The organism is Leptospira kmetyi serovar Malaysia str. Bejo-Iso9, assembly GCF_000243735.2.
GTDB lineage: Bacteria > Spirochaetota > Leptospiria > Leptospirales > Leptospiraceae > Leptospira > Leptospira kmetyi.
In genome coordinates, this window is sequence record NZ_AHMP02000003.1 from 2,024,175 (window position 1) to 2,039,229 (window position 15,055).

Annotated in this window: 12 protein-coding genes; 5 read left to right on the forward strand and 7 right to left on the reverse strand. The window is 45.6% G+C overall.

Features of this window, described 5'->3' with window-relative positions:
* Nucleotides 1–2: 2 nt before the first annotated feature.
* The 3 genes from LEP1GSC052_RS11835 to LEP1GSC052_RS11845 are packed head-to-tail and all read right to left on the reverse strand — an operon-like array spanning nucleotide 3 to nucleotide 3,158.
* Nucleotides 3–530 (reverse strand): YcxB family protein, encoded by a 528-nt coding sequence (locus LEP1GSC052_RS11835; protein WP_010574021.1) that lies wholly within the window; start codon nucleotides 528–530, stop codon nucleotides 3–5.
* A gap of 24 nt (nucleotides 531–554) precedes the next feature.
* Nucleotides 555–1,274 (reverse strand): carbon-nitrogen hydrolase family protein, encoded by a 720-nt coding sequence (locus LEP1GSC052_RS11840; RefSeq protein WP_010574020.1) that lies wholly within the window; start codon nucleotides 1,272–1,274, stop codon nucleotides 555–557.
* Between the two features lie 15 nt (nucleotides 1,275–1,289).
* Nucleotides 1,290–3,158 carry a hypothetical protein gene (locus LEP1GSC052_RS11845; protein ID WP_040912984.1) on the reverse strand — a complete coding sequence of 623 codons (1,869 nt, stop codon included), beginning with the start codon at nucleotides 3,156–3,158 and terminating at the stop codon, nucleotides 1,290–1,292.
* Between the two features lie 121 nt (nucleotides 3,159–3,279).
* Here LEP1GSC052_RS11845 and LEP1GSC052_RS11850 point away from each other — a divergent pair, with 121 nt between their 5' ends.
* Nucleotides 3,280–3,648 carry an STAS domain-containing protein gene (locus LEP1GSC052_RS11850; protein ID WP_084492223.1) on the forward strand — a complete coding sequence of 123 codons (369 nt, stop codon included), beginning with the start codon at nucleotides 3,280–3,282 and terminating at the stop codon, nucleotides 3,646–3,648.
* A complete protein-coding gene (locus tag LEP1GSC052_RS11855) occupies nucleotides 3,645–4,385 on the forward strand; it encodes an LA_1326/LA_4305 family lipoprotein (protein ID WP_010574017.1) in 741 nt (246 codons plus the stop codon). The genes LEP1GSC052_RS11850 and LEP1GSC052_RS11855 overlap by 4 nt, the downstream gene beginning before the upstream one ends.
* Before the next feature lie 143 nt (nucleotides 4,386–4,528).
* Here LEP1GSC052_RS11855 and ileS read toward each other — a convergent pair whose 3' ends face one another.
* The 4 genes from ileS to LEP1GSC052_RS11880 all read right to left on the reverse strand — a co-directional run bounded on the left by ileS (nucleotide 4,529) and on the right by LEP1GSC052_RS11880 (nucleotide 11,440).
* Nucleotides 4,529–7,273, reverse strand: a complete 2,745-nt coding sequence (ileS, locus tag LEP1GSC052_RS11860) for an isoleucine--tRNA ligase (RefSeq protein WP_020986405.1) — start codon at nucleotides 7,271–7,273, stop codon at nucleotides 4,529–4,531.
* A 7-nt stretch (nucleotides 7,274–7,280) separates the two neighbouring features.
* Nucleotides 7,281–7,934 carry a leucine-rich repeat domain-containing protein gene (locus tag LEP1GSC052_RS11865; protein ID WP_010574016.1) on the reverse strand — a complete coding sequence of 218 codons (654 nt, stop codon included), beginning with the start codon at nucleotides 7,932–7,934 and terminating at the stop codon, nucleotides 7,281–7,283.
* A gap of 14 nt (nucleotides 7,935–7,948) precedes the next feature.
* Entirely contained in the window at nucleotides 7,949–10,186 is a 2,238-nt protein-coding gene (gene purL, locus LEP1GSC052_RS11870) for a phosphoribosylformylglycinamidine synthase subunit PurL (protein ID WP_010574015.1), read from the reverse strand.
* A gap of 774 nt (nucleotides 10,187–10,960) precedes the next feature.
* On the reverse strand, nucleotides 10,961–11,440 hold the full coding sequence (locus LEP1GSC052_RS11880) for a flavin reductase family protein (RefSeq protein WP_010574013.1): 480 nt from the start codon (nucleotides 11,438–11,440) through the stop codon (nucleotides 10,961–10,963).
* 160 nt (nucleotides 11,441–11,600) lie between these two features.
* Between LEP1GSC052_RS11880 and LEP1GSC052_RS11885 the strand changes: the two genes are divergently transcribed.
* The 3 genes from LEP1GSC052_RS11885 (at nucleotide 11,601) to LEP1GSC052_RS11895 (ending at nucleotide 15,044) form a co-directional block, all read left to right on the forward strand.
* Nucleotides 11,601–12,626, forward strand: coding sequence for a DUF3089 domain-containing protein (locus LEP1GSC052_RS11885; RefSeq protein WP_010574012.1), 1,026 nt, complete (start codon nucleotides 11,601–11,603; stop codon nucleotides 12,624–12,626).
* A gap of 63 nt (nucleotides 12,627–12,689) precedes the next feature.
* On the forward strand, nucleotides 12,690–13,289 hold the full coding sequence (yqeK, locus tag LEP1GSC052_RS11890; RefSeq protein ID WP_010574011.1) for a bis(5'-nucleosyl)-tetraphosphatase (symmetrical) YqeK: 600 nt from the start codon (nucleotides 12,690–12,692) through the stop codon (nucleotides 13,287–13,289).
* Between the two features lie 99 nt (nucleotides 13,290–13,388).
* Complete coding sequence (locus tag LEP1GSC052_RS11895) at nucleotides 13,389–15,044, forward strand: ArnT family glycosyltransferase (protein WP_020986606.1); 1,656 nt, start codon at nucleotides 13,389–13,391, stop codon at nucleotides 15,042–15,044.
* The last annotated feature ends 11 nt before the right edge of the window (nucleotides 15,045–15,055 follow it).

Sequence of the window (15,055 nt, forward strand, 5' to 3'; positions counted from 1 at the left end):
GTTCAACGCAGACTTGGGTTCGCGTTTCGAATCGCATTCACGAACGATTCCTTTTCGGAATTTTGAAAAACGTGCAAAGGAACGATAAACGCGCTGAGAGAAGTCACGTATAAGAACAGATATCCGTCCCCTTCCTCCAAACGATGGATCGCTTTCAAAACGTGTTTAAAAACTCCGGATTCGTTTTCCACGATCAGAGCCTCGTCCGTCAATTCCACGTTTTGAACTCCGATCATTCCCTGATTGCGTCCTTCTTTCAGAAGATTTTTTACGTTATTCTTCAATCTCCAGTAATAGAGTTTGTCCGAAAAGAAATACCATAGAATCCCGAACGCGAACAAAGGAGAATTCCAAAGAATCGACGTAAGATCCAAATTGGACCGATTGAGAAAAAGAAACACAAGAACCGCCCAAACCGGAATCAACAGCCTTAGAAAGAAAAGTCTTCTTTGGGTGAACTTGGAATTTCGAAAATGATAGAGATTAAAATTGATAACGTCTTGTTCGTTTAACGAAAAGTTGAGTTTCATATCGGATGCGGATCTTCGCGGGCCTCAGAACAAACCGTTCACGCCGTTGATCGTGACGGTTTTGATCACTTCTTTATCCTTTTCGGATTCCGCGACCTTCCAGTTTACGCCCGAGGAAGTGGACAAAAGACTTCTGCCGATTCCCTTACGACCCAAAGCGGAACCTACCCCGCCCACTCTCGCGATAAAAATATCGAACTGAGAAGACAATTTCGCATAACGTTCCAAGTCTTGCGCGTGCGAAGAATCGGATTCCAAAACGGAATCGATATGAAAAAGAAGATTTACGTTCTGGGATTTTAATTCTTCGAGACGGGCCGGATTTTTGATTTCGTTCCCGGCGACGATTCCGAAACGAAAACCGCCCATGATAAAGATCGTTTCCGCGTCTCCGGGAACCGCCGTTTTTTCCTCGGGAGAAAGTTCCCGTTTGTCATACCAATCCACGACGACCACGTTCTGAACGATCGGAACGCTGATTCTCAACTTACCGGAATCGTCCTTTCTGAAGATAGAACCGCCGATAATTACACCTTTATAATATTCGGAAATCTGCAACAACTCGTCCGAAAGGGCCTTGGACTTGTCAGCGAGTTTTTCGGGCGTCGAAGAAGAATCGTATAAGGGAAAGTATTCGGGTAAAAGAAGAAAATCGGATTTCTCTTTGGAGAGTTTCGATTTTTGATCCGATGAAACGGGTTGATTGATCTGTTTCTGAAAGAGTGTTACCTTTGCCGACGCCAATGGAGAACCGCCCGATCAATCGCCCAGAATGGACGGATCCACTCCCAAAGAATCTGCGTCTAAATTTTCGGAAGAACCTTCGGTCGCCGCCGCGCCGCCGCCCGGAATTCCGAGATCCGATTCTCCGCCGGAAGGTTGTTCCGTTTTGATTCCGAATTCCTTCTCCATTTCTTCCGGAGAAAGTTCGGTAACACCTCCGAAAAGATCCCCGCTTTCCAGACGACCCGCAAACGCGATCGCAAAACAGTAGGCTTCCATAATACACTGTTTGATCGGTTTTTTGTTCAGTCTTCTTCTCGCTTCCATGAGATCGAAACTCATCAGTTCGTCCATGTTGGTCACGATTTCCTTTTTGGATTTCATGTCCGCGATCAGCTTTTCAAGAATCTCCGACGTTTTCTCCACGAACTCCTTTACGGTAACGCGGACGTTTCTGGATTGTTGACTTCGTTTCGTTTCGAGAGAAGTCGTTTTTTTGGAAGCCTCTATATAATTGGCTCCCGGATTTTTGAGATGGTTCTTTAGTTCTTTATAATATTGATCGTAGATTCTGAACTGTTCGATCGAAGCTCTGGTGGTTTCATAATGATCGATCATCTTTTCGCGATAATCCACCTTCGCTCCGTTTACGATCGTAGGTTTGATCTCGATCTTCTTCGTGGTCATCACGAAGGAATATTCCGCGTCGAACTCCTTAAAGAAAAGCCAGGTTAAAAAAGCCTTATCGCCGGAGGGAAGAATTTCATATTCTCCCTTAGGATCGTGTTTTTTACGAAGCTGATCGAGAGGAAGCATTCTCATCAACTTCAATCCGTATTTGAGTTCCTTGCTGAGAGAATCTTCGGGATTGGTTTCCTCTTTTTTCTCCTCCACGGGAGCGTCCTCTTCGGGAGCCGCGCCGCCCGAGATCTCGTCCAATTCTTCCCCTTGCTGTCTATGACCGGGTTTTTCCTCGGGAAGAATTCCGAGAACCGCTTCCATCGTGTTGCTCAAGAGAGGAATGTTTTTGTTTTCGTTTCTAAGAACGACGAGATAGAGTTTTTCGAAAAGGGTTCCGAACAGATAATCGAATTCCTGAAGAGCGCGTTTTTTCTTGGTGTTATAAATGCTGGAAGGTTTTCCTTCGAGTTTTTCAAGAGCGGCGTAACCGAGAGTGATCGCCTTTACGTAACTTCCCTGAAACGGATAAACATAGTATAATTTTCTAAAAATCGAATATAACGGATCCTTTACTCTCGAAATGGAAACGGGAAGATCGGGAGCCGCGTTATGCGGTTCTAGGACCTGATTGACTTCTCCGTTGTCGTAAATCTTGTGCATTCTTCCCAGAAGTTCTATGTAAAGAGGATTCTGTGAGTCGAGTTCCTTGGCTATCTTACCGGCGTATGCGGGGTTCCCGAGAATATCGTTTCCGACAAAGTTCAATTCCAACAGAGATTTTTTTCCGGAGAGATTGAACTCCGACATAAAGCCGGGCAACAATTCCGAAGAGGAGAATCCGGTGACCCTTCCCAACCAACATTTGATCCGAACGGAAAGACGATTGATGAAGTTTCCCATCTCGTCTTCGAGAGCCTTTCTGTCTCTCGGACTCGGTCCCTTCGGTCCTCCGACGGAGCCTCCGCCTTTTCCGACGCCGGAACCGGAGCGGGAAGACGACGCGCCGCTTCCGCCTCGAGAAGAAGAATCTCTTCCTCCGGCCTGGCTTCTTTGACCTTGACGAATGTTAGGTTGATTTTTGGACGAGGCTTCTTCTTTCTTTTTATCCTTGTCGCTGACGACCTTGCCGCCCGCGGACTGGAATTTATCGAACATTTCTTTCCTGGCTTTATCATCCAGGTTATTCACTCCGATGGAGCGTTTTGTCTTATCGAACTCAGCCATAATGCAACCCTTGCAATCCCGCGTCTCAGTTCAAATTTGCAGTTCTGAGAAATAAATCAAGAAAGATACTGATTCATTTTACTTCTTGACAGACCTTTCTTCCAGGTGTTTTTTCGATCTGATGATAATCCGCAGCGAGATACGAGAGAACCACATCGTTCTTAGCGTTCTTGAAGATATTCTTATGGATAATTCGCGGGATTTTTATTACGAATTCGAAGAATCGGTTAAAACCGGAAATCCGGAAATCATCAGTTTTTTTCTGGGAAAGGTCAAATTCATTGACTCCTCGGGAATCGGCATCATCATCAAAGTAAGAAATCAAATCCGCGAAAAAAACGGAACTGTAAACATTTTCGGCCTCAATAAATCCCTAAACTCGGTGTTTCGACTATCGGGACTGGACAAAATTGTGAACCTTTATACGAATGAAGAGTTTCTAAACAAGTATCCGATTTTTCAGGAGTTTGTGGATCAAAATTCCAAATGAAACTAACCTTCCAATTTTTTTCTCCGTTTTTCATTCTTCTGTTCGTTCAGTGTTCTTGGGTCCAAGAAAGAAGTATCTTCTTCTGGACGAAGAACCGAAATCTGCTCTACAACTCCGAAGAAGTCGCTTATTTTAAGATCAGTCCTTCCAAAGTGGAGCAGTTCGACGAACTGGTGGCGCCCGGTCCTTTTACACATCCGAATCAACTTACCTCGGAACAATGGAAGGACCTATTGGGAAATCTGAAATACGTGAAAAAATCCTCTCTCGGTTTTTTTACCGATCACGTTTTTTCGGACGGAGAATTGGAAATCATCGCAAGAGATCTTCCCTACGTAATCAAATCCCTTCCCGAAAACAAACTTCTCGTCATGATTTCGAAATACGACGACATCCAATCCGTAATCTCCACCGAGGAATTGACTACCACCTTGATCTGGGGCGAAAAGGATAAGATCAACGTAGTCTTCGGAAAGATCAAAAAAGAAATCGTGGACAAAGCCGTCGGACTCGACTTCGCCCTTTGGACGGACATCAAGGCGATCAACCTGACTCACGTGTCGGACGGAACGGAAATTAGCGATAATGGAACGGTTCAATTTCAATTGGTTCGGAATATTCCGAATCGAAAATGGGTGATCTACAATCCGGAACAACTGGATCAGTATAAGTTTAAACCGAGAAAAAGAAACGAGATCCGCAAACTCACCGATGAAAACGATCGCCCGGGCGGCTGATCTTTGTTAAACGACTTCAGCGAGTTCGCTTAACAAAAAAGGGAGAATTTTCCAAACTCACGCGCACGATGCGGAGCGGAGATTCTCCCTTTTTTATTTTAAGATCGCGAACGCGGGAATCGGAAAACCGATTCTTCCCGATCCTAACCTACGACCGACTTACAACGTCCGCAAAGATCTCCGTCCTTGGAGATGTCTTCGGTATGTCTCCAACAACGGGGACATTCTCCCTGAGAAGGTTTTAAAACCCGAACGGAGAATTTTTCGTTCTCGTGCGAGGAAAGAATTTCCATTCCCGGATTTTTCTCGTGAACCTGAGATACAACGAAAAGAAGTTCCAAGGTTTCTTTAGGAAGAAGTTTTCCGAGATTGTTTCCGTTTTTGGAAACGATTTCCAAACCCGCTTCGAGAGACTTACCGAGTTTGCCGTCCTGTCTTGCGATCTCCAAAGCCTTTTGAACGGTTTCTCTCGCCTGCAACGCGGCTTCGAATTTTTCTTCGAGGGCCGTATTCTTCCACGATTTCAAATCGGGAAAGGTCTGCAGAAACACCGATTCTTTTTTACCGTTGGAAGCCCATACCTCTTCGGCGGTGAAACTCAGGATCGGAGCCGTAAGAACACATAACGTTTCCAGAATATGTTGCAACGCGGTCGCGGAGGATCTTCTCGATTTGGAATCTCTCGCGTCGCAGTACATTCTATCCCGAATCATATCGAAATAATCCTGGGAAAGAGTAACGGTGCAGAATAAGATCAACTTCTGATAAATCTGATGGAATTGATACGTTTCGTAACTCGCGATCGCATCCGTTACGAATTGCGAAAGTTTGGAAAGATAGAATCGATCCAACTCTTCGAGTTCTTCGAAAGGAAGATTCTTATCCGGAGTATGACCGTCCAAGTTTCCGAGAAGATAACGGAACGTGTTTCGGATCTTTCGATATTGTTCGGAAACGATCTTATGAGCGTCCTTTCCGACCTTGATATCGTCTCGGAAGTCCAAGGAACTCACCCACAAACGGAGAATATCCGCGCCGTAAACGTGAATGACGTCGGTCGTTGGATCGATTCCGTTTCCGAGCGACTTGGACATAGGATGTCCTTTTTCGTCCAAAACGTAACCGTGAGTCAGAACCGTTTTGTAAGGAGCGATTCCGCGAAGAGCCATCGAAGGCCATAAGGAAGATTGAAACCAACCTCTGTGTTGATCCGAACCTTCGAGATAAAGATCTGCGGGCGGTTCGTTCTTACGTTCGTCTAACACCGCAAAGCTGGAAACTCCCGAGTCGAACCAAACGTCCAGAATATCGTTTCCTTTTTTGAAGGAATCGCTTCCGCATTTTCCGCATTTCGTTCCGGGAGGAAGAAGATCCGAAGCTTTTTCGGAATACCAGATTTCGATTCCTTTCTCGCGAACCATCTTCGTAAAAAATTGAATGGAAGAATCGTCGAGATGAGTTTCACCGCAGGATTCGCAGGTGAACGCGGGAATCGGAACTCCCCAGTTTCTTTGACGCGACAAACACCAATCGGGTCTTGTCTCGACCATGGAGCGAATGCGAGTGATTCCCCAGGAAGGAATCCATTGAATTCCGTCGATCGCGGCAAGGGACTTTTCTCGAAGTTCGTTGAAGTCCATTTTAAAAAACCACTGCGGCGTCGCGCGGAAGATCAAAGGTTTTTTACTTCTCCAGCTATGCGGGTAAGAATGTTCGAACTCGCTGTGATGTAAAAGCATTCCCTTGTCCTTCAAGAGCTGAATGATTTCTGGGTTCGCGTCGAAAACTTTTTTACCCTGCATCAGAGGAAATTCGTCCGTATATCTTCCGTAGTCGTCCACGGGAGAAAACGGCTCGAGCCCCGCCGCAAGTCCGACCTTGTAGTCGTCCTGACCGTGACCGGGCGCCGTGTGAACACAACCGGTTCCCGCGTCGAGAGTCACATGATCGCCGAACAAAGGAATGGAAACTCGATCGATAAACGGATGTTGAAATTTCAGAGCGGCCAATTCGTCCGAAGAAATGGATTTCAATTTGTTAAGCGACACGCCGGTCGCGTTAGTCACGCTTTCCGCGAGTCCGTCCGCGAGAATGAGTTCGTCGCCGGCTTCCGTTTTAAAAATCGAATATTCGATTTTTTTGTTAAAGCAAATCGCGAGGTTCGCCGGAAGAGTCCAAGGAGTGGTCGTCCAAATCAGACAAAAACGATTCGGCGCCCCGATGACGGGAAACTTTACGTAAATCGAAGGAGAAACGTGAGGATAGTATTCGATCTCAGCTTCCGCGTGTGCCGTCGCCAAGTCGATCGACCAATACACGGGTTTTTTACCGCGATATACATAACCCTTTTGAAAAAGATCTCCGAACACTTCCACGATTCTCGCTTCGAAATCGGGGGACATGGTTTTATAAATTCTTCCCTCTTCCCAAAAACAAAGAAAGCGGCTTAAGTCCTCGCTTTGTTTTCCCACGAATTCTTCCGCGTAATTTCTACAGAGTTGTCTGAGTTCTTCGGGTCCCGTCTCGCGCGCTTTTTTTCCGAGATTTTTTAAAACCTGAACCTCGATCGGAAGTCCGTGACAATCCCAACCCGGAATCATGTCGGCATAATATCCGGCGAGCGACTTCGATTTAACGATCGTGTCCTTGAGAATTTTATTGAGAGAATGGCCCAAGTGAAAATTTCCGTTCGCATACGGAGGACCGTCGTGTAGAACGAATTCTTTTTTTCCCTTTCTTTGTTCTTTCATCTTTCGAAAGATCTGGCCCGATTTCCAAGCTTGGATCTGAGCCGGTTCTCTTTTTGCGAGATCGGCTTTCATCGGGAAGTCCGTTTTTGGCAAAAGGACTGTGGAGGAATACGGATTTTCTTTTTGGGTTTCGCTCATAGTCGTATCAATAGTCGATTTTTGTGTTCGGGAGGATCGCCTGCAGTTTATCCGCGTCCTCTCCCTTCAATGACGTTTTTTTAATATTCAATCTTTTTAAACGAGTTAAACTTTTCAATTTCTCGTAATTGGAAGGCAGTGCCTTGATTCCGGAGTTAAGATTCAGATCCAATTCCTCCAAACCGGAAAGGGACGCTAGAATTTCCACGTCCGTTTCGTTCAGAACGAGTTTGTTCTGATCCAGATACAAGGTTTTGATCGAAGGCAAAAACAAAAGTTCCGAAGGAAGAACGGTCAGATCGTTGCTACCCGCGAGCAGCACTTTCAAATTCTTTAATTTAGAAAAAGACGATGGAATCGATGTCAGATCGTTTCCGAAAAGATTGAGCTGTTCCAGATTCTTACATTCTCCAATCGAATCGGGGAGAACGGTCAGACTGTTTAAACGCAGATCGAGTTGGGTTAAGTTCGGAAAAGCGCAAACTCCTTCGGGGACCGCGGTCAACTTCTGCATTCCCAAGTCCAAGTTTTGAACCGATTCCGGCTTCGCCTTCGCCTCTTCCAAAACTTCTCCCGCATTCTTTTTGCAATCGATCCAAAGGATCGAAGATACAAGAAGAGCGAGTATGGTAACGAGTTTTTTTAACAAGGGAGAATTCATTCTTCTTTTCCTCTTTATAACGCGAAAACTTGTTCTAAACCTTTTTCATACGGTTCGTTCAATTCGGCCAAAGATACTTTCAAAGCCGCGTCCTTGATTTCCAAAGAACCGGAAGAAGTGGTTTTTCCGATCGGATAATATTTCAGTCCTTTTGCTTCCGCTTGTTTGCGAACCTCTTCTTTCGAAGCCGAGTCGATTCCGACGAGAACCGCGGTCGAAGATTCTCCGAACAAGGTAAGATCGAGACGATCCTGTTTGAGGGAAGAAAGATCGGCTTCGATCCCGAGTCCGCTGAAAAGAACGGTTTTGGAAAGAGCGATCGAAATTCCTCCGAGAGAAAGATCTCTTGCGGACTTCAAGATTCCTTTTTCGTTTAAGGAAAGAATCAGTTTACAAAGTTCTAATTCTTCTTTGATGTCGAGTTCCGGGATGTTTCCGTTTACTTGTCCGTGAATCTTCTTCAAGTATTCGCTTCCTCCGAGGGAAGGACGAAAGTTTCCGAGAACGACGAGTTCGATTCCCGCCGACTTCGGAAAGTTGGAAAGAAGTTTCGTTTTATCCTGAAGAATTCCCACCATTCCGATCGTCGGAGTCGGGAAGATCGGACCTTCGGGCGATTCGTTATAGAAAGAGACGTTTCCGCCGGTTACGGGAAGTTCGAGAAATCGGCAAGCGTCCCCCATCCCGCGAATACATTCGGAAAACATATAGTAGTTTTCCGGAATATAAGGATTTGCGAAATTAAGATTGTTTGTCACTCCGTAAGGAGCGGCTCCCGTAACGTAAACGTTTCTTGCCGCTTCGCATACCGCGAACTCCGCGCCTTTGTAAGGATCGAGATACGTATATCTCGAATTACAATCGGAGGCGGTCGCAAGAGCCTTGTTCGTATCTGGAATCGAGGACAATCCGCCGTCGAGTCCGGGTCCGATGAGTTTTACTAAACCGACTTCGCTGTCGTATTGTTCCGTGATCGGTCTTCTCGAACATACGTTCCAAGAGGAAAGAATTTTGAGGAGCACGTCTTTAGAATTTGCGCCCGAAGTCACGTCCGGGATCGAATCCGGTTTCCAGGTTTTCACCGCATCCAAATAGGAAGGACGTTTGGTTTCCCGTTCGTATCGAGGAGCTCCTCCGCCTAACACGAGTGATTCGGCGGGGATCTTCGCCTTCAACTTTCCGCCCATGTGAATTTCGATCATCCCATCCGCGGTGACTTCTCCGATCTTGACGGCGTTTAAATTCCATTTTTCGAATATAGCAACGAGCTCGTCTTCCTTTCCCTTCTTGGGAACCACGAGCATTCTTTCCTGCGATTCGGAAAGCATCGCTTCGTAAGCGTTCATTCCGGTTTCACGAAAAGGCACGAGATCCAGATCGATTCTCATCCCGGTCTTTCCCTTCGCACTCATCTCGGAAGTCGCGCAGGAAATTCCCGCCGCGCCCATGTCCTGGATTCCGATCAAAAGTCCTTTTTGAATCGCTTCCAGGCTCGCTTCCATCAAGAGCTTCTCCATAAACGGATCGCCGACTTGCACCGCGGAACGTTTCGATTCCGATTCTTTGGAAAGATCTTTCGATGCGAAAGAAGCTCCGTGAATCCCGTCTCTTCCGGTCGTAGCTCCGACGATATAAACCGCGTTTCCGATTTGTCCGCCGGTCGTCGCGCTCGCCATCTGATCGTGACGAACGATTCCGACGGTCATCGCGTTCACAAGAGGGTTCTTGGAAAAACATTCGTCGATAAAAAGTTCTCCGCCCGAGACCGCGATTCCGAGAGAATTTCCGTAGTCGCCGATTCCTTTTACGGCTCTGGAAAGAAGATATTTATTTCTGGGTTCGTCGGGATTTCCGAATCGTAGAGAATTGAGAGAAACGATCGGACGCGCGCCCATCGTAAAGATATCTCTCATAATTCCACCGACACCGGTGGCCGCTCCCTGATACGGTTCCACCGCCGTCGGGTGATTGTGACTTTCGATTTTAAACACGACCGCAAGACCGTCGCCGATGTCCATCGCGCCCGCGTTCTCTTCGCCCGCTTTTGCAAGCAGCTTATCCGAGGATGTCGGAAGAGTTTTTAATTTTAGAATCGAGTTTTTATAAGAACAATGTTCCGACCACATCGCGGAAAAAATTCCGAGTTCGGTCGAGTTCGGGATTCTGCCAAGGATTTCCTGGATCTTCTGAAATTCTTCTGAGGTAAGCCCGTGTTCCAGGGCGTCTTGTAGGGAGACGGCTTCTTTTTCCATCGATTGTCAGTATTTTTTGCAAGTCGCGCTCTGAAAATCAAATATTCCCGTAAAATTCGGGTGTGCGGAGTTCCGACCTGGGTCCGGAACGAATGCGAAGAGTTCCCGCGCTTGGACGCGAGCGGGCCTGAAAGAATACGAAGGAGTTCCTACACTTTCGGTTCTTACGGAGAATAGAACCGATCCCCGCAATGTTTCCAGAGAAAATCCAGAAGCACAGGTCGGACCTCCGTTCGCTCGGAGTTTACCATCCATCCGCCGTCTGAAATTTCAAGGGGCGACAAATCGCAGATTTCTTTTGAATCCGATCGGGTGGGAGATGCGGAATAAGAATTCAAAATCGGTTGTAAAAAATTTGAAATTTGATCCTGAGCCGAAGAGATCCGACTGCAACAAACAATAACGACAAAAAGGAATATTCCTAACGCGGCACGCATTCTGATGTATGGACCCCATGATCTTCCGACGAGTTTCCTTTGCCGGAAATAAGTTCTACTTTTACATACGTGATTCCAATTGCATCGCGCCAAAAAAAATCGAATCAAAAGGGAAACTTCGAAACTCGAAGACGAGCGAATTCTCTTTTGGGAACCGATTTATAAAAATTGATTCATAAGAATGGATAAAAATCCCAACGATCGCGGATTCCTTCGAAAAAATCCGCTATCCTAAAAAGCGGGAAAGAATATTAAAATATTCTGATATTCTTTTTCTCCGACGTGAACGCCCAAGATCCATGTCGTTTTAACGGATTTTAAAACTTTTCGAATCTTTTTAGATCGAGTAATAACCTCTTCTATAATACAACAACGGCCTCAGGCTGTCTTCCGCACCGGCCGAAACCACTCTTCCGATCACGATCGAGTGATCCCCCCCGTCCACGAACTGATCCACTTCGCATTCGATATGCGAAAGAGTTCCCGGCAAAATCGGAACATCCAGTTCTCCCGTTTTGCAACCGAGTTCCTCGATCAAAACGTGTTTGTCCGTTTTGCCCGAAGCGAATTGATTCGAAAGAGAATCCTGTCCCTGCGCCAAAATGTTCACTACGAATTTTCCGGAACTGCGAATCGGATCGTGACTCGTTATGTTCTTTTGAAGACAAAAAAGAACCAAAGGAGGATTGAGAGAAAGAGAACTAAAACTACTTACGGTTAGGCCGCTATTTTTTCCGAGATGAGAATACGTAATGACCGTAACGCCCGAAGGGAAGTGCGAAAGCGCGTTTTTAAAAACGTCTTCTGTGATTTTCATAAGGCGATCTTAAAATCGAAAGGATCTCTGTCAACCATCGAAACGAAAAAGCCGATCCGAAACAAAGCTCATTGACATTTTACATCGAACAGGGATACTAAAGAAAGAATCTCGAACATCTTGGTTTTTCATCGAGCGAAACCGAAAGGACTTACGATTCATGCGTCTAAGAATTCTCCTTATTTCGATCCTATGTTTGCCGTTTTACGTTTCCTGTCTCTGGCTGATCCGCCCTTCTGGAAATTTCGAAGAACACAAACCACCTCAAGAACCGAATTATTCAGATCTAAATTCCTGGGCCGCGCTTCCTCAAAAAAAGGACGACGCCGATCAAGTTCCTCTGGAATCGAATCTGAAAGACGAACAGGATAAGGCTTTGGTCGACGTATTCTTCATTCATCCCACCACTTTTTACGGGAGAGAATGGAACGCGGAACTCTTAAACGAAAAGGTCAATCTTAGAACGGACGACGGAACCATCAAACAACAAGCGAGCGTCTTCAACTGTTGCGCCAAAATCTACGCTCCTCGTTATAGACAGGCCACTCTTTATTCTTTTTTGGATAAATCGAACGGAAAACTTTCCTTAGATTTAGCATATCAAGATATACTTAAGTCTTTCGATCATTATATGAAACAATGGAACGGAGGCAGACCCTTCATCATCGCTTCTCATAGCCAGGGAACGCACCACGCGATCCGATTATTGAAGGATAGAATCGACGATTCTCCCCTTTCCGAAAAGATGATCGCCGCGTATCTGATCGGAGGCGCCGTTCCTATAAACTTCTACAAGACGATTCCGGTTTGTAAATCGTCTACACAAACGGGTTGCGTGATCAGCTGGAGAACCTTCGGCGAAAAAGCGGAGATACCGAAAATGGCGCACGATCCCGCCGGACCGGTAGTGTGCGTAAATCCGATCAGCTGGAAAGACGACGAACTTGTGGCAAGCGCCGAACAACACTTAGGCGGGGTTAACGGAAAGTTCAAAACGATCTATCCGAAGTTATGCAGCGCGCAGTGTGTGTCCGGGGCGCTTCGAATTTCGGAACCGCAGGCGCCCGGTTTCTCAAGATGGATCGGACAAAACTATCACGTTCTCGATTACGGAATTTTTTATAGGGACATTCGGGAGAATGTTTCGCAAAGAATACAAAACTTTCTTCAAACTCGGAAGAATTGAATTCTTTCGAAACGTTCTCGACATCGTCGAACCTTTTCGAAAGTTAGATGGAATAGGAAAATCATGACGCCTCACGAACTGGAAACAAGAACCCGGGAATTCAAAAAGATCGTCCCGAATGAGATTACGATCACCCGTTGGGAACATTCTCTGCGAGTCGCAGAAATCGCCAAAGAACTCGCGCTCATTCATTCCAAAGACGAGGCGGAACTCGCGTATCTCGCGGGAATCGTTCACGACATTACGAAACAGAAGACGCCGGAATTTCACTTAACGTTATTCAAAGAATCGGGTCAACACGATCTGGAAAAACTTCCTTCGGCGGCTTGGCACGCGTATTCGGCCGCGATCTATCTCAAATCCGAATATAAACTGGAACATGAAAACGTATTGTCCGCCGTTCGAAATCATACGCTCGGAGCGGAAACGCCCGGCCCCTTGGATCTCATCTTATACGCGGCCGACTTTTTAGGATCGGAATATGCGGAAAAGAATCCGCTTTATCCCGATTGGAGAGAACAGGCTCGGAAAAATATTTATCTCGGCGTTCTTTGCAAAGCGAAAAACACGATGGAGGATCTGATCATATCGGGAAAACCGATTCATCCGAGAACCGTTTTTACATACAATCTTGCGGTGTCGAAAAGTTCGGATAAGGTCTGACCTTTTCTAAAAGTTTTTCTTCTTATCCAATTGTTCTTCGATTGTAATATTTTGTTCATAGAGTCGTAAAAGAATATTCAAAATTTTGAAATCACTTTTATGAAAATCGAAAATAGAATCTTTTGGCTCTTCTTATTAACGTATTTCGTATTATTGTGCATAGGACTTGGCTCGTTTCCGCTGATAGACTGGGACGAAAACATCTACGGCTCCGCATCCAAAAGTATGTTTACATCGGGAGATTATCTCCGGATTTCCGTAAACGGACAGCTGTTCACCGAAAAACCCCCGTTTTATTTTTGGCTTGCGAGTTTTTTCTATTCGATTTTCGGAATCGGAGAATTTGCAACCCGGCTTCCTTCGGTTCTTTCTGGATTGTTTTCGTTCAGCGTTCTTTATTTTTTCGGTAAACGTTTGGTCTCGGAAAAATTCGGCCTACTCTGGGCCCTGATTTACTCGTCTTCCTTATTGCCCCTATTGCTTTCGAGAACCGCTTACATCGATCATCTATTCAACACGTTTCTTTTATGTTCCGTTCTTTGTTTATTCTTATACGACTTGGAACAAAAAGAAAAAAATAATTCCGTCGCTTTGAAGTGGTTGATTCTCGCTTCGTTCGGCATGGGAATCGGAACGCTCACCAAAGGACCGCTTGGAATCGCGATTCCAGCGTTCTCCTTTGCGGCGGTTCGAACCGCGGAAAAACGATTCCGATTTTCGTACATACATCTTTTGTTGTGTATGATCCTGACTTTGGGAGTTGTATCCTCTTATTATCTAACCGATTATTGGAGGCACGGAGAAGGTTTTATCGCGGGTTTTGTCGAATTTCAGAAAAAACTCTTAACCAAATCTTTAGAATCGCATACGGGACCTTGGTTTTATCATGTGCTCGTAGTCTTGATCGGTTTTTTTCCTTGGACACCTTTGTTATTCGGATACGCGCTCAAGCCGCGGACTTCGGTATTCGAAAACGGCAACACGAACACGTTTGCGAAGATCCTATTCGCGTGGGCCGGTATCGTTTTGATTATCTTCTCGATCGTTCAGACAAAACTTCCGCATTACTCGTCTTCGATTTATTTTCCACTCTCTTTCTTTGCGGCGTACGCGATTCAAAATGATAAGCGAAGTCGACTCCTTGGGTGGGTTTCCGGTTATGGAGCGATAATAGCGTTCTTTTTTCTATTATTACCCTGGATCGCACAACTCGCGATCGGCTCTTCCGACTTCAGATCGAACATCGGGGACGGGTTCGATTTCCAAATTTCCATTCTCGATTATTTGCCCGGAATTTTGATCGCGGGCTCCGTCTTAGCGTCGATCTATCTTCTCGTACGTTCGGTCCACAAAGACGAGAAATATATCGGTTTCTTTTCTATTCTTTGGATCGGGATGTTGACTTGGATATCGACTTTATCCTTTACTTTGGCGCCGAAGGTGATGGACGTTCTACAGGGAAGAATTCTAAAATTCTCGGATATCGCCGAAGCCGAAAAAGGTAAATTAGTATTTTATAAATATCTTTCATTCTATCCGATGTTCTATCGCGAAAACAAAATTCATATCGTCGGAAGTTATAAATTCAGGGACGAAGAAAGGCTTCTTACGGAACCGGACGATCAAAGATTATTCCTGGTGGCCAATCGAAACAGTTTGATGGAATTGAATTTTCTTTATCCGAAGTTGACGTTTACTCCGATCTCAAACGAAGGAGATCTCTTTTTAATCCGAGCGGAAAGAAAGAAATTTTAGAGAGAGTAACG

Bases quoted from the DNA above. Each gene is read 5' to 3' on its own strand.
- LEP1GSC052_RS11855 (WP_010574017.1), top strand. From the start codon at position 3,645: ATGAAACTAACCTTCCAATTTTTTTCTCCGTTTTTCATTCTTCTGTTC.
- yqeK (WP_010574011.1), top strand. From the start codon at position 12,690: ATGACGCCTCACGAACTGGAAACAAGAACCCGGGAATTCAAAAAGATC.
- LEP1GSC052_RS11845 (WP_040912984.1), bottom strand. From the start codon at position 3,158: ATGGCTGAGTTCGATAAGACAAAACGCTCCATCGGAGTGAATAACCTG.
- LEP1GSC052_RS11850 (WP_084492223.1), top strand. From the start codon at position 3,280: ATGATAATCCGCAGCGAGATACGAGAGAACCACATCGTTCTTAGCGTT.
- LEP1GSC052_RS11865 (WP_010574016.1), bottom strand. From the start codon at position 7,934: ATGAATTCTCCCTTGTTAAAAAAACTCGTTACCATACTCGCTCTTCTT.
- LEP1GSC052_RS11895 (WP_020986606.1), top strand. From the start codon at position 13,389: ATGAAAATCGAAAATAGAATCTTTTGGCTCTTCTTATTAACGTATTTC.
- LEP1GSC052_RS11885 (WP_010574012.1), top strand. From the start codon at position 11,601: ATGCGTCTAAGAATTCTCCTTATTTCGATCCTATGTTTGCCGTTTTAC.
- LEP1GSC052_RS11880 (WP_010574013.1), bottom strand. From the start codon at position 11,440: ATGAAAATCACAGAAGACGTTTTTAAAAACGCGCTTTCGCACTTCCCT.
- ileS (WP_020986405.1), bottom strand. From the start codon at position 7,273: ATGAGCGAAACCCAAAAAGAAAATCCGTATTCCTCCACAGTCCTTTTG.
- LEP1GSC052_RS11835 (WP_010574021.1), bottom strand. From the start codon at position 530: ATGAAACTCAACTTTTCGTTAAACGAACAAGACGTTATCAATTTTAAT.
- purL (WP_010574015.1), bottom strand. From the start codon at position 10,186: ATGGAAAAAGAAGCCGTCTCCCTACAAGACGCCCTGGAACACGGGCTT.